Origin of the sequence: Pseudoalteromonas luteoviolacea DSM 6061 (assembly GCF_001625655.1) — a bacterium.
In the GTDB taxonomy this organism is placed as follows: domain Bacteria; phylum Pseudomonadota; class Gammaproteobacteria; order Enterobacterales; family Alteromonadaceae; genus Pseudoalteromonas; species Pseudoalteromonas luteoviolacea.
The window spans coordinates 37,965-63,251 of record NZ_AUYB01000080.1; the positions used below are offsets into that span (position 1 = coordinate 37,965).

30 protein-coding genes are annotated in these 25,287 nt (G+C 38.9%); 8 read left to right on the plus strand and 22 right to left on the minus strand.

The genetic code is table 11. From position 1 onward, the window contains the following. Positions 1-26: 26 nt before the first annotated feature. The 5 genes from N475_RS03995 to N475_RS26260 form a co-directional block, all read right to left on the minus strand. Positions 27-482 (minus strand): macro domain-containing protein, encoded by a 456-nt coding sequence (locus tag N475_RS03995; RefSeq protein ID WP_063364717.1) that lies wholly within the window; start codon positions 480-482, stop codon positions 27-29. 138 nt (positions 483-620) lie between these two features. After that, the gene (locus N475_RS04000; RefSeq protein ID WP_063359715.1) at positions 621-1,409 is read right to left on the minus strand and encodes a hypothetical protein; all 789 of its coding nucleotides are present in this window, start codon (positions 1,407-1,409) and stop codon (positions 621-623) included. A 72-nt stretch (positions 1,410-1,481) separates the two neighbouring features. Beyond that, positions 1,482-1,952: a hypothetical protein gene (locus N475_RS04005; protein ID WP_063364718.1), complete on the minus strand. Its 471-nt coding sequence runs from the start codon at positions 1,950-1,952 to the stop codon at positions 1,482-1,484. A 462-nt stretch (positions 1,953-2,414) separates the two neighbouring features. Continuing rightward, entirely contained in the window at positions 2,415-3,017 is a 603-nt protein-coding gene (locus N475_RS04010; RefSeq protein WP_063364719.1) for a helix-turn-helix domain-containing protein, read from the minus strand. A 13-nt stretch (positions 3,018-3,030) separates the two neighbouring features. After that, positions 3,031-3,426 carry an MAPEG family protein gene (locus N475_RS26260; RefSeq protein ID WP_162269583.1) on the minus strand — a complete coding sequence of 132 codons (396 nt, stop codon included), beginning with the start codon at positions 3,424-3,426 and terminating at the stop codon, positions 3,031-3,033. Positions 3,427-3,782: 356 nt separating this feature from the next. On the opposite strand from N475_RS26260, the gene N475_RS04020 reads away from it, so the two are divergent. After that, positions 3,783-4,772 carry a hypothetical protein gene (locus N475_RS04020; protein WP_063357077.1) on the plus strand — a complete coding sequence of 330 codons (990 nt, stop codon included), beginning with the start codon at positions 3,783-3,785 and terminating at the stop codon, positions 4,770-4,772. 45 nt (positions 4,773-4,817) lie between these two features. On the opposite strand, the gene N475_RS04025 is transcribed toward N475_RS04020, so the two are convergent. Beyond that, a complete protein-coding gene (locus tag N475_RS04025) occupies positions 4,818-5,816 on the minus strand; it encodes a sphingomyelin phosphodiesterase (protein ID WP_063364720.1) in 999 nt (332 codons plus the stop codon). A 490-nt stretch (positions 5,817-6,306) separates the two neighbouring features. Between N475_RS04025 and N475_RS04030 the strand changes: the two genes are divergently transcribed. The 4 genes from N475_RS04030 to N475_RS04040 are packed head-to-tail and all read left to right on the plus strand — an operon-like array spanning position 6,307 to position 7,876. Then, on the plus strand, positions 6,307-6,531 hold the full coding sequence (locus N475_RS04030) for a DUF4177 domain-containing protein (RefSeq protein ID WP_063357075.1): 225 nt from the start codon (positions 6,307-6,309) through the stop codon (positions 6,529-6,531). Then, positions 6,524-6,748 carry a membrane protein insertion efficiency factor YidD gene (yidD, locus tag N475_RS25050; RefSeq protein WP_081215917.1) on the plus strand — a complete coding sequence of 75 codons (225 nt, stop codon included), beginning with the start codon at positions 6,524-6,526 and terminating at the stop codon, positions 6,746-6,748. Before N475_RS04030 ends, yidD begins: the two co-directional genes overlap by 8 nt. Positions 6,749-6,759: 11 nt before the next feature. Then, the gene (locus tag N475_RS04035) at positions 6,760-7,134 is read left to right on the plus strand and encodes a TM2 domain-containing protein (protein ID WP_063357074.1); all 375 of its coding nucleotides are present in this window, start codon (positions 6,760-6,762) and stop codon (positions 7,132-7,134) included. Beyond that, the gene (locus tag N475_RS04040) at positions 7,109-7,876 is read left to right on the plus strand and encodes a M48 family metallopeptidase (RefSeq protein WP_227008397.1); all 768 of its coding nucleotides are present in this window, start codon (positions 7,109-7,111) and stop codon (positions 7,874-7,876) included. The genes N475_RS04035 and N475_RS04040 overlap by 26 nt, the downstream gene beginning before the upstream one ends. A 68-nt stretch (positions 7,877-7,944) precedes the next feature. Here N475_RS04040 and N475_RS04045 read toward each other — a convergent pair whose 3' ends face one another. Next, positions 7,945-8,637 carry a cupin domain-containing protein gene (locus tag N475_RS04045; protein WP_063357072.1) on the minus strand — a complete coding sequence of 231 codons (693 nt, stop codon included), beginning with the start codon at positions 8,635-8,637 and terminating at the stop codon, positions 7,945-7,947. A 366-nt stretch (positions 8,638-9,003) separates the two neighbouring features. On the opposite strand from N475_RS04045, the gene N475_RS04050 reads away from it, so the two are divergent. Further along, complete coding sequence (locus N475_RS04050) at positions 9,004-9,900, plus strand: hypothetical protein (protein ID WP_063357071.1); 897 nt, start codon at positions 9,004-9,006, stop codon at positions 9,898-9,900. 376 nt (positions 9,901-10,276) lie between these two features. Here N475_RS04050 and N475_RS04055 read toward each other — a convergent pair whose 3' ends face one another. The 10 genes from N475_RS04055 to N475_RS04105 all read right to left on the minus strand — a co-directional run bounded on the left by N475_RS04055 (position 10,277) and on the right by N475_RS04105 (position 16,985). Then, entirely contained in the window at positions 10,277-10,885 is a 609-nt protein-coding gene (locus N475_RS04055) for a tetratricopeptide repeat protein (protein WP_063357070.1), read from the minus strand. A gap of 167 nt (positions 10,886-11,052) precedes the next feature. Further along, positions 11,053-11,313 (minus strand): hypothetical protein, encoded by a 261-nt coding sequence (locus N475_RS04060; RefSeq protein ID WP_063364721.1) that lies wholly within the window; start codon positions 11,311-11,313, stop codon positions 11,053-11,055. 110 nt (positions 11,314-11,423) lie between these two features. Continuing rightward, the gene (locus N475_RS04065) at positions 11,424-11,729 is read right to left on the minus strand and encodes a hypothetical protein (protein WP_063357069.1); all 306 of its coding nucleotides are present in this window, start codon (positions 11,727-11,729) and stop codon (positions 11,424-11,426) included. Positions 11,730-12,533: 804 nt separating this feature from the next. Beyond that, positions 12,534-13,067, minus strand: a complete 534-nt coding sequence (locus N475_RS04070) for a hypothetical protein (protein ID WP_063364722.1) — start codon at positions 13,065-13,067, stop codon at positions 12,534-12,536. 528 nt (positions 13,068-13,595) lie between these two features. Next, positions 13,596-14,141, minus strand: coding sequence for an HAD family hydrolase (locus tag N475_RS04075; RefSeq protein WP_063357066.1), 546 nt, complete (start codon positions 14,139-14,141; stop codon positions 13,596-13,598). Between the two features lie 209 nt (positions 14,142-14,350). Beyond that, positions 14,351-14,758 (minus strand): VOC family protein, encoded by a 408-nt coding sequence (locus N475_RS04080; RefSeq protein ID WP_063357065.1) that lies wholly within the window; start codon positions 14,756-14,758, stop codon positions 14,351-14,353. Positions 14,759-14,829: 71 nt separating this feature from the next. After that, on the minus strand, positions 14,830-15,249 hold the full coding sequence (locus tag N475_RS04085; RefSeq protein WP_063364723.1) for a helix-turn-helix domain-containing protein: 420 nt from the start codon (positions 15,247-15,249) through the stop codon (positions 14,830-14,832). Positions 15,250-15,506: 257 nt separating this feature from the next. Then, a complete protein-coding gene (locus N475_RS04090) occupies positions 15,507-15,890 on the minus strand; it encodes a DoxX-like family protein (protein WP_063357063.1) in 384 nt (127 codons plus the stop codon). 91 nt (positions 15,891-15,981) lie between these two features. After that, on the minus strand, positions 15,982-16,353 hold the full coding sequence (locus tag N475_RS04095; RefSeq protein ID WP_227008396.1) for a TonB family protein: 372 nt from the start codon (positions 16,351-16,353) through the stop codon (positions 15,982-15,984). 398 nt (positions 16,354-16,751) lie between these two features. Then, positions 16,752-16,985, minus strand: coding sequence for a hypothetical protein (locus N475_RS04105; protein ID WP_227008395.1), 234 nt, complete (start codon positions 16,983-16,985; stop codon positions 16,752-16,754). Positions 16,986-17,387: 402 nt separating this feature from the next. On the opposite strand from N475_RS04105, the gene N475_RS04110 reads away from it, so the two are divergent. Beyond that, on the plus strand, positions 17,388-17,903 hold the full coding sequence (locus N475_RS04110) for an RICIN domain-containing protein (protein ID WP_063364725.1): 516 nt from the start codon (positions 17,388-17,390) through the stop codon (positions 17,901-17,903). Between the two features lie 269 nt (positions 17,904-18,172). On the opposite strand, the gene N475_RS04115 is transcribed toward N475_RS04110, so the two are convergent. The 5 genes from N475_RS04115 to N475_RS04135 form a co-directional block, all read right to left on the minus strand. Further along, the gene (locus tag N475_RS04115; RefSeq protein WP_063364726.1) at positions 18,173-19,372 is read right to left on the minus strand and encodes a DUF642 domain-containing protein; all 1,200 of its coding nucleotides are present in this window, start codon (positions 19,370-19,372) and stop codon (positions 18,173-18,175) included. 423 nt (positions 19,373-19,795) lie between these two features. Beyond that, positions 19,796-20,620 (minus strand): sulfite exporter TauE/SafE family protein, encoded by an 825-nt coding sequence (locus tag N475_RS04120; RefSeq protein ID WP_063357059.1) that lies wholly within the window; start codon positions 20,618-20,620, stop codon positions 19,796-19,798. A gap of 88 nt (positions 20,621-20,708) precedes the next feature. Next, positions 20,709-21,737, minus strand: coding sequence for a methionine synthase (locus N475_RS04125; protein ID WP_063357058.1), 1,029 nt, complete (start codon positions 21,735-21,737; stop codon positions 20,709-20,711). A 24-nt stretch (positions 21,738-21,761) separates the two neighbouring features. Beyond that, positions 21,762-22,748 carry a DUF1852 domain-containing protein gene (locus N475_RS04130; RefSeq protein ID WP_063357057.1) on the minus strand — a complete coding sequence of 329 codons (987 nt, stop codon included), beginning with the start codon at positions 22,746-22,748 and terminating at the stop codon, positions 21,762-21,764. 579 nt (positions 22,749-23,327) lie between these two features. After that, a complete protein-coding gene (locus N475_RS04135) occupies positions 23,328-24,236 on the minus strand; it encodes a LysR family transcriptional regulator (protein WP_063364727.1) in 909 nt (302 codons plus the stop codon). A gap of 116 nt (positions 24,237-24,352) precedes the next feature. Here N475_RS04135 and N475_RS04140 point away from each other — a divergent pair, with 116 nt between their 5' ends. Beyond that, the gene (locus N475_RS04140) at positions 24,353-25,135 is read left to right on the plus strand and encodes a ferredoxin reductase domain-containing protein (protein WP_063364728.1); all 783 of its coding nucleotides are present in this window, start codon (positions 24,353-24,355) and stop codon (positions 25,133-25,135) included. Positions 25,136-25,287 lie beyond the last annotated feature (152 nt).

Genomic DNA, 25,287 nt, shown 5'->3' on the forward strand with positions numbered 1-25,287 from the left:
TCTCTTTAAAAGTTAAAACCTAGGTTCTAAGGCGTGAATTTAACCAAGGTGTGGTTCTCATTAAGCAATTCTGATTCAATAATTTCAGAAATCACACTCCAATCACCACCAGCAAGGCCTGCACCAATTAAGGGGTAGCCAATCCGCGCTCCACTGAACTCTTCTTTAATCCGGGCGAATATGCTTTGAATAGCGTCATAGTCAGTTTTAATGCCTCGCCCCCGCCAATTGAATTGCGAATAAGCATTGATAATCGTGAATATCTTCCCATTTCTTTCGACTGTTGCTTGAGAGTATGTCCCTAATTTTTTTCTATCACCTTTTGCGGTAGCAAGGTCGGCTTTATATGCCTCTGGGAACTCAGACCTAATCGTCTTAGCAATACCTGCTCCCATTGTGCAAAAGCAATTACACCCATGAATGATGACATCAAACTCACCTTCTTGCGTCAATTTTATCAAGTCTCCATTTACGACTTTCATAGTTTTTCCTTTTCGCTCTTGTGAGTTTTTCGCCAAAATAAATATACATTTATGCTTTTCAAGGCTTTAAGCTTCCTCTTTTGCAAAATGCTCTCAAACTATTTTCCAATGAAAATCGGCAAGTCAGGTAAAGCAAGTTTAGCTTTTTGGCGCAATAAATCGTTCTAAGTATTTCGCATCATTAAAATTCATTGTGCCATTAGAATCAAGCCAAGCCTGCGCCCCTTCGACAACAATCGCGGTATAACTTGAGCGACTTAACTTGTCAAAATATGGTTTTACGTTATCAGAATGACTTGTTTGAGCGAGCAACGCCATCGCTTGCCAAGCGACCAATGGGTTAAACTCGGAATGAGATTCAACAATGCTCAAAAGCGATGGAATACTTTCAGTCGTCACACTGCCATTGAGCACAGACAAAACCTGAGTGATTTCAGATTGTTGATTAGGATCTGCTAAGAGTACGGTTTCCAGCAAGTGAGAAACGACTTGTGGCTCCGATATAGCCAGATCTAACTCTAGCATGACCGCTAAAGCCTCAGATATGGCCTCTATATCACCAATCTGTATTTGTAAAATTCTATTTAATATTGCCTGCTCTACCTGTACTTTTTGAGCGATTTGCTTCGATTGAATATGCTCAATAGCACCGTTGATATCCTCAGAGTGCAATATCAATTCATACACATTGTCATCAAATCCATGCCTGTCATGAGTACGATAACTCGGTGATGCAGCCGAATTCAAATCATTATCAACAACCGTTTGGATATTGCTCACTGGTATCGTTTCTACATAGCTATCAACAAGGCTGCCTACGCATTCATGATGTTGCCTTACAGGCTCAGTCGTTGCGATAAATATGCTACTGACTGCCACCCCCGCAGAAAAGTAAATCAGAGCAATTAATATCAATTTAATCTTCATTTGCGAATTCTTTGTTTTTAAGTTTTAAGAAAGCTGATCCTTCAGAAGCACATCAATCCATTCAGCTAATTATTAGCAGTTTCTATGTTCAAATGCAGCCGGCCAAGCCCACCCTGTTGCGGCCCAAATCGGATCAGGGGCGATTACAATACACCGTTTACTGTTTTTCTTACCCGGTAGCTTGGCGTATTTGATGGTTCTTACATGGGCATACTGGTTCGCTTGACCATAGTAATCAATCCCCCACCAACCCATTCTGCTCTTGGGTCCCATCCAGCCTAAAAAAGTCTTAACGTAAAATTGAATAGTTAAGTCATTTTCATTCTCGCACTTGTCGGTATTCAGCTGTCTTGTTTTTCCTTGCATGATTGGGTACGTGTCTGAGTCTTTGTGCTTCCCTTTGCAGAACCACTTAACTTTCACATTGGTCGGAAACGTATTTTTAATATTCAGTTTATGCTGACCAGCAACTGCAAGCTGACTCGTCGACAATAAACCCACCATTACTAAAGCTGTACTAAAAGTGCCTATTTTATTCGCCATATTGACTCCCAAATGTTTTAAATAATTATGGGCGCTCTATGCTCCCATGGGCGTAATATAGCTGGCTCAAAAAAGCTTGCATTCAGATATACGACAACATTCAAATAACATAATAAGCAATAAAATTAATAACTTATAATTTACCATGTCGTTATTTTGTGTGTCCTTTTTATATTTGCAACGACACTTTATGATCTACACTTCTAATCATCTAAATATATGCCTGAGTACCTCAATAGGTTTAGTAAAACTAGCATGCAGTCTTAAACTTAACTTAAAGATAATACCTATCAGAACTCAGCACTCAGCACTCAGCACTCAAATATAGAAATCTAAATTGCAATCGAACTTTAATACATTGAGATAAAAGGAGGGCTTTGTGTTTTTGGCTGCGATTTGAAATGAGACAAAGCCGTTGGGTGGCGATTTTTAATTTAAATGCATCTCAAACAAGGCATAACATTAGTTAGGAACAGACTGATTATTAATATATTCAGTTGGAGAAACACCAAAATGCTCTTTAAAACACTGGCTAAAATAGTTTTGTGAAGAGAATCCAACATCAAGCGCAGTTATCGTCACTGACTGACCTTCTGAGAGCTTTTTAGCTCCCAAATTTAGCCTGTGAACTCGGATAAACTCACTTGTAGTTTGACCAAAGTGTGCTTTAACTTTCCTTTGCAATTGTCTTTCGCTAATTGCCAAAGCACCACTTATCAAAGTGATATCTAATGATTGTTCACTGTAATTTTGCTCAATATATTCAGTAAATTGAGAGCAAAACCGCTCATCCTTTGAGGCATGCTTTGGCAAACTTACGATTGGATTTATTGATGCCAAATCCGGCGTATTTGAAGTCTGAACTCTGCCCATGAGTTTTTTATTCAAGGCATTATTCTCTTGTTTGTATGAAAGGGTTTTAGCACAAAAATAGGTAAACATAGATACAGCAAAAATCAGCGCCATAATGAGCAGAATTTCAAACATACCACCACTGCTTTCTGTGGAGACCGCATAGGCTCTGAAAGAGGCTAAGCTTACAAGCAAGCCAATTTTTTTATTCATACGCAATGTTAGTTCAGCCCAATATAACCATAGCTAATGAAATGCACATTAAAGAGCCAGCTACAAACGTACTCCCTGCTCCAAAAAACCGCAAAAGATTAGGTTTGGCCATGGTTTCACAGAAGAGTAATCCAAAGAAATGCGCATATCTCGCTATGGTAAGCCAAATCATACAGATAAGTAACCAAGTGGGCGGCTGATGCTGGGAAAGTATGTAAAATGTCAGCGCGATAAAAACGTTGTATTCGCAAGCGTTGCCATGGGCGCGAATTGCCTTATGTAGTTTGTCATCTAGTGGCTTGGGTACGCCCCCAACGACATTTGTCTTCCCGCGAATCAAAGACACGTAAAACCCACCCAAAGTGAGTAATAAACCAAGCAATGCAATACACAGGTAAGCAACTACCACTATTCACACCAATACGTTAACAAACTACGCTGGGTAAATTAGTCCTTAATTATGGAGTGAGTATGGAAGCATGGTAAATAGGCAATATCAGAGATTGCCAAACAGCTCTACCTTTATGGTTACGAGCGCTGTCACTTTCATATGTGTGCTAATTCGCTGTGAATTAATCCATAAATATGGCCGATTAAATCGTTAATTGGGCCAATTACGCCCCTCTCCTAGTGTTTAGAATTTTGTATACAACAAAATAAAAGCGGCTTAAAGAATAGTCACAATTGCGCCACTTAGGAGCTGCTTTGAATCACTATCAGAAACCATGAATCATTTGATTTCATAACTTGAATTGGAGAAGGCAAATGCCCAAATTAAAAATAGGCCAAGATGTCATATTTATAGGCTTACATGTAAAAGTTGGAGTCCCCCAAGAGAAAGGCAATGACAACTCAAAGCAAAAGGAAGAACTCGATCAAAAAATAGCTGTAATGAAGTCATGTATTACAAAAGCAATTTCTGAAGCGAGTAAAAAACCTTCGTATAAAGACGCCGTGAAAATATTCGTCGCGCCTGAGTTTTTCTTTCAAACATCTTATGGCGCAAGCTCTGTAGAAAATGAGCACATGGCTATCGTGGTCAATGAACTAGTCACGTTTCTTAGTGATCAAAGCCCCGAATTAACTGACTGGCTCTTTGTTTTAGGGAGCACCACAGAATATGAGCTAAAAGATGGAAACGTCAGTTTAACAGATTCTAATGCTTTGCCTTGTAACTTTACACCTACTATTAAGTTTGACTCTGTAGGCCATGGAAATATCCGATACGTACTAAAAAGGTGGACCTCACATATCGATTATGGCCGGAGTACAAAAATCATGGATGGTCAAAACGTTAACAGCAGCCCTACGAACGAATTAACCCATCACGACCAAAGCAAAATAACTCCTACGGTTAAAGGTATAATCGACTGCGGTAAGGCCGTTGTGGGGGTTGAAGTTTGCTTAGATCATGCAGAAAAAGTACTACAAAAAACTGACGGCAGTGACAAAGTTCAAATTCAGATATTGAGTAGCGGGGGAATGTCCCCTGTGACTGCCGCGCTAGTCCCGAAATGCCAATGGCTGTTCAATGTAGATTCACTCAGAGGCTTAAATTCGACCAATAAATCAGGCAATGGGGTCCGCCTTTGTCAATGGAACCCACCCAAACTGCAAGATAAGACAACTGGATACAACGACGTATGCGTCGATGGCGTACACGTTGATACAGTCTTCCAATCAGACTCTACAAAGTTAAATAATAAAAAGCAGCCTTGGCTAAGAGTATACGACCCAGTCACAATACAGCCGTAAAGTTGAAACAGCGAGCGATGCATTTCGGCATCGCTCATAGTAATGTTAAAACTCAAAATTCACTTGTACCGGATAATGATCTGAAAGCTCGTTGTAATAACCATTATGATAGTAGCGACCATCGCTCAGGTTCCAATTCCCTCTCAAATAACTCCAATACCAATTTTTGGATGCTTTTGGATAACGTACGGTCATCTGAGGAGCATTACTTGGCTGTTTGTGGTCGCGGTGCCAAAACACATAGTCTAGGGTATCGTTATAATCTAGACTGTATTCAAAGTAATAGGCGTTGGCCTTCGTAAACCAGTTGTCTTTGGCTGAAAAAGAACCAATAAGCGGAGTTTCAAAGTTCAGCCTTGATTTTGCGATGCTAAGCATATCTGCAACTTCATGCTGCTTACTCCACTCAACATTCATGTCTCCACCAATAATAACTGGTTCGCTCACAGGTATATTTTCAGCTTCAATAAATAACTGAATCTCTCCCAATTGAGCCATTCTAATTCTGTGCTCTTGCTCTGTATTCCCATCATGCGTTGCTTGCAAATGCGTGCCAATTAAATGATAGCGCAGGTTTTCTTTTTCTATCTCAACATACGCAAACCCTTTATTCGCCAAGTAATCCCATGAGCCATTTAAGCTGTTATGAAATACATGTGCTTTTTTAGAGATGATTGGATATTTAGAAATAATTACAACACCACCTCGAATGACAAAAGGGCTCGTTGAACAGTTACCTGATAAACTGTCCCACCCACTACCACTGCAATCTTGCCCAACATTTGGAGTCTGATATGGATAAAGATCTGACAGTGCAGCCAACGCTTGCTCTGCATCACTATTAAACACTTCACTGACCAAGATCACGTCAGGGCTATCAATCATAGATGCCAATACGCCAGGCAAGCGCTGCGCTCTGTTACTTTGATCCCAGTCCTGTACATTTAATTGCATAATATTGTAGGCCATCACTTTGAGTGAACCGGCCATACTGTGCGTGCTCACTATCATCAATGCACATAGCAGAAAGGGGTTGATTTTCATGTACTTCTCCAATACTCGTCATGTTTGGTCTTAATTTTGCGATTACTCATCTCACTAATTACTGTGCTAACTAGGCTGAGAGAGTAAAAATTTCGATGCCAAAATAATCGCGAAACATGTCGGATTGATTGCGCTAACTTGCTTTTTTTATGAAGGATTTTTGGATTTATTGTGTAGCTTTTAAGGCTTTTTTATTTTGCGTAAAATTGGGCAGGGGTTGATGCTTTTAACTCGCTGGTTAGGAGAAGCTCATTCAGAATACGTCATTTAATTCAAATAACCGCAGTTAGTAACGCGACAGCCCTATTATCAAGCATACTGCTGATAAGTGTTCATAAACAAAGATTTAGGCAATAGTATACGGTTCCACTTGATGGTTGCATTGAAAAAGATCAACAATTTACCTGCTAAATAGGTCTAAGATCTTGTTCTAATAGAAAATTATGGATATAGTTGGCAAAAATCTAATAAACTCAATCATGGAAGTAATATGACTCAATACGATGAATATAAAGTTATCCACGTAGTAGAAGGTGGATGCGGTACGTTACTATTAGGCTCAAGTGGTCTTCCACTTAAAAAGCTTGAAGCAACTTTAAACCGTGAAGCACAAGACGGCTGGCAATTAGTTTTCCAAGTAATAGAAAACAAACGTTTTATGTTATTTTGGAGCCGCGAAGCCGTTATTTTAACGCTTGGTAGAAAGCGTGCTTAAACGTTTTGCACTTAACGCCATTCGCCGCTACCAGGCTAATGGCGGTGCCAAAGCGCATTTCAACTTATCTTGCAACTTTACTCCCTCTTGTTCTCATTATACGTATCAGGCCATTGAAAAATACGGCTTACTAAAAGGTGGATGGTTGGGGTTTAAGCGTATTCGTCGTTGCAATGATCCCGACTGTGTAGAAATAAAGTCAGATCCCCTGCCCTAAGGAGTATTAATATGGATGATTCAAGTTTAAGAGAAAAAGAAGAAGCCCTACGAGAGGCTATCTCATCACTTTCCCCAGATGCCCGCAAACGTTACTACCAACTAGAAGAACAGCTCGTTAAAGACCCTGACACATATGCCGTGCTCAATTACTTTTTCGCCGCTGGGTTGCATCATTTTTACCTAGGTAAAGTAATACGAGGATTGATCAACGCAATATTGATGCTTATAGGCCTTATCACTTTCGCTGTCGGCGGGTGGGTACTTATTGTTTTGGTCATTGTTATCGAGTTGCCACAACTATTTAAAAGTCAAAAAATAGTTAGAAAGCATAATATTGACGTAATGGAAGGTGTAATTGATGAACTCAATAGAGAGCAGAGTTAAGGCTCAGCAGCAAAGACTCTGGCTATGGATGATTTCGACCGCATTGATAATCGTGGTCATCGCGGGGTATAAATTTTACACACATGGGCTTCCTTATTTAGCTGAGGAAATTGCAGATACAATACCCGCCTCCGTCTATACAGCGGTTGACGAAAGTACGTTAGAGTCTTTAGATGACTCCGAATTTGAACCTTCCCAGTTAAGTGAAGCCAAACAGCAGGAATTACGCACCCTATTCTCGTCGCTTTTAAATAAAGACAGCACCAGTGAGCGCCAATTTAAATTAGAGTTCCGTAGCTGGGGCGGTAAAGCCAACGCAATGGCACTTGCAGATGGTACCATTGTGATCACAGACGCCATGGTGAATTTAACTTCAGCACAAGAAGAACTCAGTGCTGTTTTACTTCATGAACTTGGTCACGTAGAACACAACCATGTAATGGAGTCCATTGTCAGTTCATCCATTGTTTTTGCTGGTTTAACCTTAATATTGGGTGATGTATCAGCGCTGGCCGATGTCATTCTTCAAGGTGCTGTTGTTGGTATTAATCAAAGCTACTCGAGACAAGCAGAACTTGAAGCGGACAAATATGCATCTGATCAACTAGTTGCCCTATATGGAAATGCCCGTGCAATGCAATCAGTTTTGACAAAGCTTTCTGAGGAATATCCAAACGAGATGAGTTGGTTAAGCACACACCCAAGCTTTGAAGATAGAATTCAACAAATCGAAAGCAAATAACGGTAGAAATACTGTTATTTGCTCTTTTAAACCAATCAGATTAATTCTCTTTATCTAGATAAACAAGTTCAGTTTGCTTCTGCTTCCAAACCACCGGATTCATAAATAAACTCATCCCCCCAATCCATTACATGATTTTCCTCAAGTTCAATGAGCCCTTGCTTTTGTAATTCAACAACTCTAGATGCAAGCGAATCAAGCTCTTGGACTTCACATGGTTGAAATAACTCAGGAAACGCTAGATTTATTCGTTTCGCTCTATTAGGACTGATTGTATGCAATGGATGCTCAAAGGGCACATATGGGCCAAGTAGTACTTCTACAACCATGGGCTCTTCTTCCGCCCCCCAGAAACAATGAGGCGTTGCGTGCGGGAAAAGAATGATATCACCAGGCCCAACTTCCTTTTTCGCCATTTTTCCACTGCAAGTTTGTACAATGGCTGTTCCGTAACCCTCTAACACGGCTATTAACCTACTACTCAATGGGTGAACATGCATATCTCCTTTTGCTGCCGATTTTGGTGGGAACATATCGAAACCAAATGAGAGTCCATCAGCTTGCTGCTTAACAATTTTTGTCAGCATGCAATCAATCTTCTCCCAAGAAAAGGATTCAAAATTCTTGTAATCAGGTAATACATCTAAGGGTACATGATCGAAATGGTTGCCTCTTTGCCACTGTGCTTGTACGAATTGATCTAACTGATCTTTGGTTAAAGCTTCCCTGTTGGTTAGCAGGTGTAATAATGTGTCCGTCATGTCATGTTTTCCTTTTGAAAGGCTATTTCAAATTTACATTTTCAATAAACAGGCTCGTCTAAATGTGTTCGCTAGCCCGAATAAAAGTTAACAAAGTGTAAAAACCAAAAGCTTCAAGATCAAATTAATAAATGTCATATTCCCTATCTCAATGCGGTTCTTTTGATTGCTGATAAAACCCTCAATTTTTTAAAAAACATATTTATAATTCTGATTGAATAGACAAATTGACCACCTACATAACGTCAAAAAACTTGGAGCAACCATCAAAAAATAATTCACATTAAATTCACACATACTCATTGATTCACGCTGCAACGATCAATATAATAATGATTCTCATTTTTATTAAAGGATAATAACTAGATGAAATTAATTCCTGTACTGTTACTCTTGCTCCTATCTGTACCAGCTTTTGCAAAGCAACCAATTCGTGTCGTAGATATCGGCGTGATAGGCCTAGCTTCTCACGATCTGTTTCAATGGAACGCTCAGACTCGTGAAAACGAAGAAAATGGACGCTTTGACTTAAGTACTATCTTTGACTTTGCCAACGGCACAAAAATATACCAGGGAGGAAACCCTAAAAACTCTTCAAATGCCGCTGTCTACTCGGTTACACAAAATCTAGTAAGTTTTTATGCCGGTAAAAAAGCAACCCTTCTGATGTCTAGAGAGGTGACTGAAGAGCAGGCCCATATAATCGCCAGAAGGCAAACCAATGAGTTCTTCATCGCGATGGTGAAAGAGTCGTACCAACGTTTTACAAATGCGAGATTCCCAACTTACGCCCTTGCTCAAAGCGTAACTGACGAAGAACAGGGAGTAATGCGTGCACTCCATGATATTTTACCGGGTAAAATAAACATCAACCGCAACCTTACTCAAGAAGTGTTGGAAGTCACCGATTTTAAACTTGCAATGACTCAGCTCTCTCCCACTGAGATGATGCAAAACGTGAAATTTTTTGACGGCAAATACGATGAGGAATACTTACACGTTGTTATCCCTGGGTTCCCTGATCCAAGAATCATCAATTTAAAAGAGATAGACCAAGCTTTTATTGCGGAGCAAACGAGTTATAACTTGGACAACATGCTTAGAGAACTGCACATCTATGGCAAATTTCCTTTCTTTGGTAGCCTTGTTGATTTCACAAGTTTTGGTTATCACTTAGAAAACCTATTTGCTAAAGGCATTTGTAACAAATATGCCGATGGTAGCCCTAACCCTTGGAATACGATTGCAATAGATTGTTACTAGTGGGTAGATTTCACTGATCAAAACCTTGCGCTTTGATTGTCTTGATGGAATATACTCTGGCGCAACTTCATTTAGAGTAAAAAGAAGTTGCGCATCGTATGGTGTTGGGTTCCAGCCATTACCCTGCAAATCTGGTATTTACTTTGAAATCCACATAATTATTAAACTAAATAATATAAAGTAAAACACCGTTGTAATCATGGCTCATGCTGCCCACCCTAAAAAGCTTTATGTATCAGCTTTATAGAATTCACTTAAACTTTCATACATCCTCACTAACCCTTATACGTCGATATCCGCTATTAAAGGCATACAGAAATATCCGAAGATAGGCACCAGTCGCGGCGTGGTGTCCAATTGTTGTGCAATGTATTGCTTATTGCTCTTCACGCAACACAGCTTTAATTTGGTTACTGATACTTTGAGCATATTGGCACGCAGGATCTTCAATACCATTTTTACAGCTAACCTTAAGCACTTCTAAGGCTCTATTAAAATCTCTTTCAACGCCTTGTCCTTGGGCAAGGTAAGCTCCGAACATCGTGCAGCCCCACTCATCTTTTTGGGAACACGCAAGTTCAAAGGTTTTAACTGCACAATCTAAAGATGCATCACCATTATACTTTATTAAACCTGAAGCTCTGTTTGTACAGGCACTAACTAGGCCTAATTTACATGCTTTAGAAAACAAAGCTTCGGAGTAATACTCGCTCTCTAAATTGTTTTGCGTGTAATTTGCTAAAGAAGAACAATAATTGGCATCCCCTTTATTGCAAAGCTCCAAGCATAGAGAAGCATTGACTGAGCAGTATTCTATAAAGTTTTTGTAAGCTACGTTCGATTTAGGAAAAAATTCTACAGGGCATTGAGACACAAGTGTTCGGTAACTTTTATCACTGTCAATTTTCTTAACAACATCATCTAAGCTCTGCTCTCCTGCAAATGCATTGATTGAGAGAAACATGAGTAAAAATATATATTTCATAGGCTACCTCTGCTTATATACCGCCACAATAAAAGCGAAATATACTTGTAAAAATTTAAAGGCAACAATATATACTAAAAAGCTATTAATTTAGTCATATCCAAAAATTCAGCAATATTTTAATTCATTTTTAGTTATCACCAGCATATCGTCAATTACTTCACCGCTTAGCTCGAGACCCAACAGTAATAACCAGTTTCTTCGTCATCAAGCATGATATTCAAGTAGGTTTCTATATATACTATTGACCTATTTTCATCTTTAAAACAAAGCTTATGAGCAGAAAAATTGAATTCAGATTTTTTAGTAATTGAGTTATCAATCTCAAAATCTTCAGATTCAGCCCACTGCCTCGCCCCCTCATGGGCACGTGATTCAATGTTATGCTCAATCACAAATTTACTTAGGCTGCCCAGCAACTCTTCCATTCTTAAATTACCATTCTGTTTGTAAAGTGCAGTAAAGATGCATTGAAACACCAACTTTCGCTATTATCATTGCCTTAATTTTATTCACATGTATGTGTACATAGCCAAGCCTATTTAGGTTGCGATTTTTTAAGCTCGGTATATTTTAGAAAGCATGCAGCCAACACAATAACGCATGCGCCCTTTAACATTAAAAGCTCTAAAGGTCGCCACCAGGCCCCTGTTTGAGCTTCAATGATATCTGATATTCCAAAAACAAAAAACGTAATAGACGCGACAACCATGGTTTTAAAATACTTATCTGCTCTTCCTGTTTTGAGCGCCACAAAGAATAGCACAATGGAAATAGCAAACCACAAACATGACTCTATGTAATTAAACTCGGTAATGGTCATCACTAAACCTGATACCTCCATAAAAACCTGAACTCATTTAACTAACCTTGTATAGAAAAAGCAAAACAGTGAGTTTACTACATAGAGCTGGAATAAGCCCGCTTACATCCTAGCAATTGAGCTGTTCAATAACTCATGTTATTTGGAAGCTTATTTAATTAAAAATCTAAAATAACAAATTTAGAATTTAAACCACCAAGAAAACCGATTACCAGATGTGAAAATATAACTAACTTTATATTTTACCAACATAAAAGAAACTAAAACACATTTCGATTAAAATAACAAATACGCCAAAGCCTGAGAAGGCAAACCAAAATAAAGCTCCAATTCCAAAATAAGGAATAACAAAAAATAATAAATATCATTATTAACTTGAAGTGATTTTTTACCAAAAAAAATAACCACTAAAAAAGCTTACGAGTAGAAAATACCAAACTGAAACTATGGCCATTTATTTTTTGACAAAATTCATCGATACATTACGCTGTGGTACTATTGATATAGACCCACTTTACTACATTAAACTTTCTCTCTGAAAGCTTAAGTTAGTATACTACGTTCAAATCTGACGTGTTATTTTTTAGTTTAACTTTACATTTATATTATAGTTTTATTTAAACACCTTTTGAATTCCCTCTCGGCTTAAATAAAAACTATACCTTTTAAGCTCCAATTCTCAAAATCTCTAACAATGCTGAAAATTAATCGTTCAAGCTTAACTCCTAACTTAACGTATATTCAATCAGAAGCAAAGAAAGCTTGAACTTAGGGAACAGAAGTTAGAGCACTAACAGCTCGTTAAGTGCCTGCCCACCACTCTGGTTATGACCCACAATGTGAGGGATTAACTTTTTTAGCTTCTATTTTTACTGGCTTATTGTTCACCAACTTATACACCGAAACTTTACAAGACTGGAAGGCCACGCCAGTCCACAGTGCCGAAATGCCTTTTCCTCCAATTCGTTCATTAACCAGTACATAATTACTTCCAAGTTCAGGTACGAAACTAACAAAAGGCCAGCACGATTTTTCCCAGCCTGAATTGTACCACTTGATAATTGACGTCACTATAATAGACTCGTTTGCTGGTACTTGAATTTTGGTGCTTCGTTCATTTTCACCAAATGCGCTTTTTAGCCCAGAAGGTGTGCAAACTACTGGCTCTCCACTAAAAGGAACGCCCTTTTTAGTTTCATATTTTTTATCCGCGCTAAATTCAATGGTGGCAATTTTTTGCTCTTCGGTATTTTCATATTTTGGGAGCTTTGTACCAAAAGCTTGTTCTGACAATGAAGTAGTAGCACAACCAGCTAATGTAAATAAAGAAAATACAACTACCGACGCTTTAAATTTCAAACTTATCTCCTAATAGGCTTTCATTAATGGCAATACCTGGGTTAAGTAGCAAGCAACACTTAACATAGAATAGACGAATGCTTGACAACTCCAACTTTAAATCATAATAAAATTAATTAATTATAAACCTAGTAGCACGCCTTTTATTTTTACATTATTATACTTTACCTACAACCTATAAAAATCCATTTACTTCCACCAAGCCGCACCACCAATTAAAAGAAAAGACCAAAGCCAAACAAAGAACCCCCACATTCAATATAAAATTAAAAATTAAAAATTAAAAATTAAAAATTAAAAATTATTTAAAATAATAAATAAAAAAACAATACGGAATTACAAATTTTATATTTATACAAACAAAGCCACACATATGTAACAACATTAGATTAATAAAGGCAGTGCGATACAGAACAAAAAACAGTCTAAAAAGTAAATGGATACAATGTAAGGTCACGCTATACTTACCTACCACTTTGCCAGTTAAGGCTATAAAACCAAACATTAATAGTCTTAGTGAGGTAGTTATTATGCGTTTCTATATTTCCAGTTGCGTTTTTCTACGGTTCTAACATTATCTATGCCTTTCAGCTCTTCTAAATATGCAATTAAATCACGTAGCTCCTTATCGCATTGATTACCTTCAAACCTGCAAACTCTAACTAAGTTTCCATAATTCCTTATTAGCTTTTTCGGTGTATCATCGACCATAATCATCGCATCTAAGTTAAAGCCTTGCCTCTTTACCTTTTTAAGATCTTTAACATAAAACCAATCATAATATTCCAGGTCAAACTTTCTCACACACCGGCGTCTAGCCCAAACAAACTCTAGATCGTGGTCTCCACCAAAAAGGTGAGACACGATCGTTTCTGCATATAGTTCGTTTGATGACGTCCAAACTGCAACTAAAAACTCTCTAAGACAATAATCTAAAAACTCTTTTAAGTGCGGCCGCTCATATACGTAATACTGACCAGCAACGAAGCTATGCTCAATTGCTAGCTTCTTTTCTGTTGCGTAAATCAAGGTCTCATCTAAATCTAAAATCAGTAGTTTCTTCTCTTTTGACAACGGTGTACCACCTTACTAAAGCACCTAAATAAATGACGAGGAAGCCGGACCGCTTTGCTACCTAAGAATAGGCATCAAGCAAAGTAGTCATTTTCAACTAATAAATGACACCCCTTCACGCTTCCTATTGGTAATCCCCCCTAACTCCATGGAGCCTGCAGCATCACGTTATGCTGAGTGTGATGCTTTGTTTACTTGTAAAATTTGACTTACCTTTGAACTAAACTGAACCAGTTTCCTGAGTTGTCTGTTGCTAGGGCTTCAATACCATATAGCTGCTTTGTCGGTGGCTGAATAAACTCCACGCCTTTAGCTACAAGTTCCTCATACGTTTCTTGGCAATTGTCCGTTTCAAAAACGCCTGCACCAAATGCTCCCTCTGCGATTAGACTTCGTATTTTTTGTGCAGAATCTTTGGTGAACATTGGTCCCTCTTTTGGTTCTGCCAATACCAACTGAAGCTCAGGTTTAGATTTCGGGTAAACTGTTAACCACCGAAAACCGCCCTCTACTTTCATATCATCGCCAATCTCGAAGCCTAGCTTACCTTTATAAAAATCAAGAGCCTCGTCCTGATTAAGTACATATATTGTTGCATGCGCTATGGATGTGATCATATCTACATTTCCTGTTGTTGATTCACCTTTATCTTATAGAAATAAGCAAAGTGATGTTTCTCCAATATTGCTCATTTAACCAATTTGCCCAAAAAGTGGTAGGCATAACAAGCCGGTATTGCCTGCACAGGAAAACAATATGCTTCAGAAGACAAAGACCAAAGCTTACGGCGGTATAATGTAGGAGCCAAACCCGTTTGCTTTAAAAACAACGATGAAAAGCTGCCAAGGCTTACGTAACCCACCTTCTCGCAAACTTCCGAGACACTGTAATTTTCCGTTATCAGTATTTTCTTAGCTTCTTGGATTCTAAGTCGAATTAAAAACTCGTTGGGCGTTTCTCCATAAGTCTCCTTGAATACACGCAAAAAGTGATATGGAGACATATAAGAGCTCTCAGCTATAACAGATAGGTTAAGCGGAGTTTGAAAGTTACCTGCGATATAGTCTCTACTAAGATTCAATCTTTTAAGTTTACTGTGCTTAGCCATAAAGTATCTTTATTCATCCATGTAAAATAAAAAACTAGATTTCTATAATAAAGCTCCCTTTAGAGGTAAATTTAACTCTTTGCGTATTTATTAAACTAAATTTATCAACTCAACTTCATCCAGTTTACTGGACAGAGTTATTATTACCTTTCCCACACACTCGCTTCAGAGCGTCTATTAAAGGCATATTTTTAAAATTAACCAGCTGCTTACTAACTGTTTCTCTAGTAAATTTATTAGCATTTCTAACTACCAAATTATAAGCTGCTATTCTTTGAGTGCACGACATTCAGAATAATAACCGTAAAGGCAATCAGTGGAATGTTGGTAGTTACAGGGTTGAACGCTTCGACTAATAGTTGAGGTTGTAGCGCAGCCACAGCTAAAAGTAGCCCAACCAGAGCCACAATATTTAATACTAAAACAGTTTTAACTTTGTAAAAGCAAAAGAATACAATTGCCCAGATAACCTCAGCGACACCAGCCGCCTTAATAAATATGTAGGTTAGCTCCTCTCCCAAGCCTGCGCTAGCAGACATTAATTGCTCAAGAGGTGCTATTTGTATTAGCTTTGGTGCTAAACCATGATACAGCCAGCTGAACGTAATGATGTACCTTGCGATTTGAACAGCAACCAACATATTCTCCTTTACTTATAAAACAATCCTATTAGATATCACACTTAAGATGGGCAAGACCCGTAAGTTTGTTACCCTAATTACTTTTTATCTATTAATTATTCAATTTCCAAACAAGCTTATCTTGATATTCAACCTTCACTAACTTACCGTTTAGTAGCGCGGGTTTAAATCTCCAAAACTTTAAAGCACGTAACCCCTCAAATTCAAAAACCCCTTTTGGTGAAGACTCAATGACCTCAATATTTTCTAACGCTCCTCGGTGGTTTATGACAGCTCTAAATTTTAAGTAACCCTCAATGCTTTGCTCAAAAGCATCTGTAGGGTATTTAGGCTCAATTTTAACCACCCACTTAGCAGGTGAATCCGTTTCCGTGTTTACGTAAATAATATTTGAGCTGGTATCTATGTGTGTGCTACTGCAGCCCGCCAATACAAAAACGAAAAATAAAACGAAATATTTCAAAGGTCACTCCAAAAATAGCACTGCACTAAAACGGTAAAAAACAGTTAATTGTCATTTTTAAGGTGCGAACAAAGCCAACTGTTTTTTGCTCGCACTTATAATTTGATTTGTTAGATTGATTTTCCATGTAACCCACAACAGAACCAATAAAGCTCATGTTTATTTGGATCAATAAAATAAATAACGCATTTGCAAGCCACCTGCAAAGCGACAAGTACAATCTCTATTTAGCATACCTAAAAGAGCACTACCTATCAAAAATGGCAATACAAACCTTGTCTCTTTAGGTCTAACACTGACGAATCAATTCAAAAAGCCTGCCTCACAAAAAATATGTATTGCAATACAGGTGACTACAAATAACATTACGCAACTGCTGCGTGCGCTTGTAGTGTAGTTTACCCACAATACCACGCCTTAGCTTCGTGGAGCGTTCTAGCAATCTCAATTAGATTATCTGAATCTAAATTTCTACCCATAGTGCCAATTTCTATCTTTGTAAGATATTCAGCTATCTCTTGCTCATTGGCATCAGAAATTAGTAGTTTAAACACTCGGCTCACATAATCACGATACTCGTCCCTTGCGGCTGGAATATTTTTGCAGTCCAACGGATCCCAAAGATAAAACAAAATTTCATCTACTACTTTTAAAAGTTACTCTTGCGAATGCTTCACTATTAAATCACTTTACTAAATAACCCCGTAAATATACGGCAATAATAATCAGCTGTAACTTTTGGGGAACAAAACCGTACACTATAGATTGTCTAATTTTAGCTTTACCTAATAGACAACGGCCATTCAACAATAGCCACTCCCTTACGATAATAACTGGCTAGCAATGCCCTTTCAAAAGGAAAATACCAATTACAAATTAACATTGGTTCCCTGTTAATTTTTCTTCTGCTGTGTAGAAAATAATTATTCCAATCTCTTGAATTTTTGTAATGATTTGTAATGTTCTTTTGGCCAATTAAGCATACATTTAATCTCGAATTGTGTAGTGCTAATCATTAAACAAGGAGATTAATCATGATTTTAAAGTATCTTTCAAAATCCATCTTTGCAGCCGCATTAACTAGCTGTTTTGCAACATCGTTCCACGCATCATCTCAAGAAATACAGATCATCAATTCATTTGATACAAACTATTGCTTACATAAAGCAGGATCTGACTCAGCAAGTAATGGAGACAATGTCCACGTTTGGAAATGTGACCGCAATAATTCAAATAGTCGATGGTATTGGAGACAGGTCAGATATGGATTAGGTCAAATAGAACTAGGAAATACTGGTTACTGTCTAAGCAAAGAAGGTAGAAGTTCCGCGTCAAACGGCGATAATATTCACTTGTGGGATTGTAACTCAGGATCTATCAGCAACAGTTATTGGGTGCCCAACTACGAGCAAATCCATTTGTATAATTACGGTAACTACTGCTTACAAAAGAAAGGCACTCACTATCCAAAAAATGGTGACAATATTCATGTTTGGAATTGCCAGTCAGGACATTATGCCAACAAAGAGTGGATAATTCACTGGTACTAATTTTTTCATTAAAAGTATTAGGGCCCGTAACTCAATATGACTATTATGGGCCATTTTCGTAGTCAGCATAAAACACCAAGAGACAAAATTCCTATGAGGGCGCACAAATATTGGTGCTATTACAAAGTACTTCTTTCAGAACATCTTTAACGCACAATACCAATACTTTTTGGGTTTCAACAGAAGACTATAAAGATCTAATCTCATCACCAACATATTTGAGGCTCCTCAAAAACGGCCTGTTCCCTGGCTATTTTTATAAGCACAGCTTAATTACAGTAGTTATCTACGAAAGTTAAATCGTTAATATGCTCTGGCGCATCCATGACATAGGTAGAAGCTGCCGTTTGTGGGTTAACGGTATAAATTTTCGCACTTTCACCTGAGACTCTTCCTGAGACGTACAATGTGCCATCATCAGAAATAGCCAAACCAGATGCCCAATTAATACCATGATGACCAATCAAGGTTAAATCCATTGAACCATCATCGATTGTATATAGGGATTTGCCGGTTAATACATAAAGTGTGTTGTTATCAGCTGAATAAGCAATGTCACCGTGAGAGAAAGAATCTCCTGAGTAACGCATCTTGCCTAACACTGTTTTTTCGCCAGTTTGTAGGTTGTAGTCATACATATAAGTTTTACTGGTGGCACGCAATGTTTGTCCACTAGCTGTTACCGCTGAACGATAAATTGGCCAAGACTTAGCATCAGCTTCAGCAACTTGAACGCCAGTTTCTAAGTCGAGTGACCAAAGTTTCGAAGCTTTGGTGCCTGAATCAAGCTGCTCCATAAAATAAAGCTTGCCATTGTGGCTCGCAATGTTTGACGCCGTATTTTGAGCCCCAGCGACGACACTGTAAGTGTTTGTCTCTAAATTAAACTTATAGACATAACCCGTTTGGGCTGAACCATAGTTATTAATACCAAAAATGCCTGTGTAGCAAGCCTGTTTTTCGGTTACCACTACGTTGTCAATAAAGCCCCCCAAACTGTCGTTAGTGCCAGCTCCGGTGAAGCGGATCTCTGAGCTATTTGAGCTCGCCTCTACAGACAATGTAAATGATTGCCAACCTCTTTGCGTTGCGTTTAGATTTAACACAGTTGCGCCATTCCATTTAACATCCACTTTATTTGTGTGCTGATGGCCAGTCACCCGTGGTGAATAATAGAATGACACTTCATATGTTTTCCCTGCTTTGGTTGCAACACTTTGAAATACGCTATGGTTAGCCGTCGAATCGAGCTCAATGTATTGCTTGCCATCTTGAGCGCTAATGATACCAAGGCGTGACGTTTGAATTTCGAACTTTGCCCCTTCACTTTGCCACCCGGTAACTGCATTGAGTAATGTCCATTTAGAATTTACGACATCTTGTTCAAAAGAGCCGTTTGTTACTAAATTGCCTGCATTTGCAATTTGCGAGGCAAAAAGCATAGACATCGCAAAAATAGATAATTTCATAAAGTAGTTCTCCAATATTTAGTTATGTTTAAAACACAATTTAAAGGGAATTTAATGTTTAAATTCATGACTTTAAAATCATAAATAAAGTTCAGTTAAAGCTAGGTTGATATCTTCACTTATTATCAAGTTGCACAAATGATGCCTAAACGGAAAGAGGTTTTATCAATCTGGTTATTACCACAAAAGAACACGATATTGTATGCAGCTTTTTAAACGCTTTCCCACTTGCAAAAAATTGCACAGGCCCAGCGAATGTTGACTGTTTTGATATTAAAAAATGAATAAGCATTTGGGGGACTAAAAATAGGTCAGAGACTTTACAGTCGCTGACCTATCGAGAAAACCTAGCAGATAAAAGAATCAGATCTGGTAGCTTGATTTTCCATATTTTTGAAGGTTAATTTCCGTGCCAGTAAGGCTCTACAGAAATAACTGTAATAACATACGTATGCCTGTGATAAGCAAAACTATAGAAAACACTTTCTTGAGTTTTGCTGCGTCTAATTTAGCAGCAAGTGATGCGCCTACTGGTGCAAATAACACAGTTAAAGGCACTATGCATAGGAACGCAACTAGGTTTACAAGTCCGAACGTGCCAATAGGAGCATCGGCAGGTGATTGGCCTAAAATGAGCATAGTTGCTGCGCCTGGCAAAGAGATAATTAGTCCAATGGCAGCGGCTGTACCCACGGCTTTATGAGCCGGATAGTTATAAAGCGTGAGTAATGGAACTGAAATCGTACCACCACCAATACCCACCATTGAGCTGAATAATCCAATTGACGTACTCATTGTTGCTTGTCCGGCTTTACCCGGCAGTGATTGAAATAAAGCTGATTTTCCTGTTCGAAACAGCATATTCAGAGCTGATAAGGTCGCGATGATACCAAATAACCCAGTTAACCAAGTGCCATTGACGCGCGTTACCAGCCAACTTCCTACCAAAACACCGATAAAGATAAACACAGCCCAGCGCTTTAACAGATCAAAATCTACATTGCCTTTTTGATTATGCGAGCGAATTGAGCTGATAGAAGTTGGAATAATGGTCGCTAACGAGGTCGCGGTTGCGATGACCATAGCTGATTCAGGCGATACGCCAAAGCCTTGAAAAACGAAAAATAGCACCGGCACGATAACGATACCGCCCCCTACACCCAGCAAGCCTGCCAAAATCCCTGCAAATGCACCTGTTGCAACCAGCGCGATGAGTGTTGAAATATTATTGCTTAAAAACTCTACCATAGTGTAAATCAACAACGTTTAATTGGAATAAATAAAACCAACAAACGGAGAACCCATTTGTTGGTTATGTGAAAGACAAACGAAGAAGTTATGCAGAGAGCTCTTTTCTTACTATTTCTGCCCCGGCGGCTAAAGCCTGTAATTTGCCTCTCGCCACTTCCCGTGATAGCGGTGCCATACCGCAGTTTGTGCATGGATAGAGTTTGTCGGCATCAACATATTTAAGTGCTTCTCTAATGGTGTCAGCAACTTCTTCTGGCGTTTCAATATCATTGGTGGCGACATCAATAGCACCAACCATCACCTTCTTGCCTTTCAGTAATGACAGCACTTCGAGCGGCACCCGACCGTTATGGCATTCCAAAGAAATAATATCGATACTGGATTGTTGAATGGCAGGGAATGTTCTTTCATAGTGGCGCCACTCATTGCCTAATGTTTTCTTCCAGTCGGTATTTGCTTTGATGCCGTAGCCATAGCAAATGTGCACAGCGGTTTCGCACTTAAGCCCTTCTGTTGCAATTTCAAGTGCTTCAATCCCCCACTCATTCACTTCATCAAGGAACACATTAAATGCAGGTTCATCAAATTGAATGATATTAACGCCAGCAGCTTCTAGCTCTTTTGCCTCTTCATTCAATGCTTTAGCAAATTCAAACGCAAGGGTTTTACGGTCTTGATAATAATCATCGTAAAGCGTATCTACCATGGTCATCGGCCCTGGTAGCGCCCATTTGATTGGTTGCTGTGTTTGCGAGCGTAAAAACTTTGCATCATCAACAAATACCGGTTTTTGGCGACTCACTGGTCCAATAATGCCCGGTACACTCGCGTCGTAACGGTCACGAATTCTAACCGTTTTTTTATTTTCAAAATCAACACCGCTCAAGTTTTCGATGAATGTGGTGACAAAATGCTGACGTGTTTGCTCGCCGTCACTCACAATTTCAATACCCGCACTGTCTTGTTCTTGTAATGTGACTCTCAGTGCGTCTTTTTTGCCGGCAATCAGTTCTTCGCCTTCTAGCTTCCAAGGTGACCATAGCTGTTCAGGTTGTGCCAACCAAGACGGTTTTGGCAGACTTCCAGCGGTAGAAGTTGGGAATAGTTTTTTCATAATTAATGCATCTATACCTTAAAATCAGAATGACGGCTGAACAAAGTTAGCTGCCCATTTTTCCAATGTTGATTGGTGTCGCTGAATAAAGTTATCTTCACACCACTTACCTTGTTCAATCGCAAGACGAGCACGTTCTTCTCGGTCATAAACCACTTGAGTTAAAGAGCAATCTAAGTTTTTCAGGCTTGGCTTATAAGTTTCACCAGCCGTAGAGTTTGCGTTATAAATTTCTGGGCGATAAATCTTTTGGAACGTTTCCATGGTACTCAGCGTACTGATCAGCTCCAGTGAGCTGTAATCGTTTAACAAGTCACCGAAGAAAAAGAATGCATATGGAGCAACACTGTTTTCGGGCATAAAGTAACGCACTTCCATACCCATTGTTTTGAAATACTGCTCTGTCAGTGATGATTCATTCGGCGTGTATTCAACACCCAAAATCGGATGTGTATTACTTGTGCGGTGATAGGTTTTGTTGTCTGACACACTTAAGCAAATCACCGGAGGCTTACTGAAGTTTTCTTTGTAAGCACTTGAATTAATGAAGTCTTGAAACATTTTTCCGTGCAATTCACCATAGTTATCTGGCACAGAAAAATGATCTTTCCCTTCATTATGTTTACGCAACAACACGCTAAAATCGTAGTCGCGAACATACGATGAGAAGTTGTTACCCACAATACCTTCGATACGTCTGTTCGTATGGTGATCAACGATATATGTTTTTAATACTTCGATAGTAGGAAACGTTTCACCATTGCCCTCAACGTCAATGTCAACATGCACAATATCAATTTCAACTGTGTAACGATCTTTGTTTGGGTTATCCCAATTTGCCAGGCTATTAAAGCAGTTATTGATCATGTTAATTGCTTTGCGAAGGTTTTCTTGACGTACTTCACCACGTGCCAAATTAGCAAAGTTTGTAGTCAGGCGCGTATCGTTTGAAGGTGAATAGTGCTCATCAAATCGAATAGTCTTAATTGAATAGGTGAAGTCGCTGCTCATAATATTGTGGGTCCTTAGCTTTAATTTAAATCTGACCTTAACGTCTTGAAGCAATTCTATGACGAATAACCCATGATTAATATTGATTTAATTTTATGAATCTATGAGTTTTACTCATAATGATATGCTAGCGGATCGAATACACGAATGCTCTGGAATTGATAATTACTATGACTGTTAAACTAAGGTGGTAATTAATTCTATGTTTGGAGGTGCAATTTTATGAGAAAAATAGTTGATTTATTTCATATATTTACAAGCAACCGTTCGAAATATCGTGTTATCACTGAAAAGTTGCTTTACTGGGCTAAGAACCGCAATCTAAGCGCACAGCAAAACACATAGTGCGACGAGCGCGCGTCTACGCCACTTTTCATTTACCTAATGCGGGCAAACCGCATAATTTTACCTTGCCGTGACTTTTATGTTTATGTATACGGGTGTAAAAGTTCGATATGAGCCTAGAGAAATCAAGTTCTAAGGCCACCGCCATCTTCATCTTGTCCCCGCGATATAGTGCGCTACAAGAATGCAATAACAGACAAGTATAGCCATTAGGCAGTGCTAATGGCTGTCGATTTACTCTGGGCTAATTACCATCGGATGTTTGTAACTGTGAGCCATTTTGATAAAGGCTCTGAGGTAATCAACGTTACTGTCTCCTTCGCGAGTACCTAAATAAATTTGCTTCGCGATGCCATGTTTACCTAAACGCACAACCGACAATGGCAGTTTTGTACTGTACTCTTCTGCCAACCAGCGTGGTAATGCCGCGACACCTCGACCACATGCAACCATTTGCAACATGATGTCGGTAGTTTCGACGGTTTTGTGTTGTTTAGGGATCACTTGATCTGGATTGAGGAACTGCGTGTAAATATCAAGGCGATCTTTCGATACTGGGTAGGTAAATAACACTTGGTCTCTAAGATCTTCAGCCTTGGCAAATTTTTGAACTGTTAATTCATGATCTTTAGGAACGACGAGCACTTGCTCATAATCAAATACTGGCTCAAAAACTAGGCCACTTTTAAAATAAGGATCAGGTGTTACCAGCAGGTCTATCTCATAATCTAGCAGAGCGCCTACTCCACCAAATTGAAATTTTTGTTTAACATCTACATCAACACCCGGCCAAGATTCTAAAAAAGGCGATACCACTTTTAATAGCCATTGATAGCAAGGATGGCACTCCATACCGATCCTAAGTGTGCCGCGCTCGCCCATGGCAATTTGTTTTAATCTTTCTTCAGCACCGCTCAATAGCGGCAGTGCACGGTTTGCGATATTGAGTAAATAATGACCTGCTTGTGTGAGCCTTAAACTTCTTCCGTCACGTACCCAAACTGCTGTACCGAGATTGTCTTCCAGTTTACGCATTGTATGACTTAATGCTGATTGTGTTACACAGAGCTCTTTTGCCGCGGCAGTCAGAGATCCTTGCTGATGGACAGCGTGAATAATACGAAGATGGATGCGTTCTAACATTTTAATTATGAGTAAAATTAATAGATTGTTTATAATATATCATTTTCTCTCATCGATAAACTCACCTAAACTAGCGCCAATTAAATAATCCATACGATTACATGTAAGTTTAAAAAATGAAGAATGACGTAAAAACGCCCCCTGTTGCACAGTATGACGTATGTGTAACCAAGATCGAATCACTCAATAAACATACCTTTGAAATTGAGCTGTTGGCCCCAGAGGGAACAATATTGCACTATAAGTCAGGGCAATATTTGAAGCTCGAACTTGATGTTAATAATGATGGCAAACCATTGTGGCTTTCATACACGATTTCCAGCCGTTTGGATGCTGATAAACCCAATAAAGTGAGTTTAATTATCCAAGTTGCTAGTGACTTTTCAGGTAAAGTTGTTGATTGCTTGTTCGCTGCTAATACAAATAATCAGTCAGTCAAGATCATGCTTGCCATGGGCAAAGCGTTTTTACAGACGAACCTTGAGCAGCCTCATTTGTTTGTTGCCGCGGGCTCAGGTATATCCAAGATTAAGTGTATAACGGAAGAGATTTTGCATCGAAACCCTGACGCGAATATCAACATTTACTGGTCTAATCGTCATAACGATGACTTTTTTCTTTTGGAGCAGTTTCATAGTTGGGCGACTGCGCATAAAAACTTGAATTTCACTACGATTTTAGAGTCAGTTCAGTCGGGTTGGACAGGAAGAACTGGCTTTCTCTACGAAGTTATCCAACAAGACCATACCGATCTTAAAGAGACACAGGCTTATTTATGTGGCTCACCAAAAATGGTTTATGGCACGATTGACCAGCTCAACGCCATTGGCTTACAAGAACGAAATTGCTATTCAGACGTTTTTGAGTTTTCACCTAGAGCCGAAAAGCTAGAAGCGTAAAATCATTCAAGTAGTTTAGAATAGGTCGTGCTTTCGCGTCACCGCCAATCATGTTTATGGCGGTGATTTTAAGGGGTGAATAATTGTTGACTAAAATGTGTAGCCAACTGTTACGGCTCCGACTTTAAAGCTTTGTTGAACGAAGCCGCTGC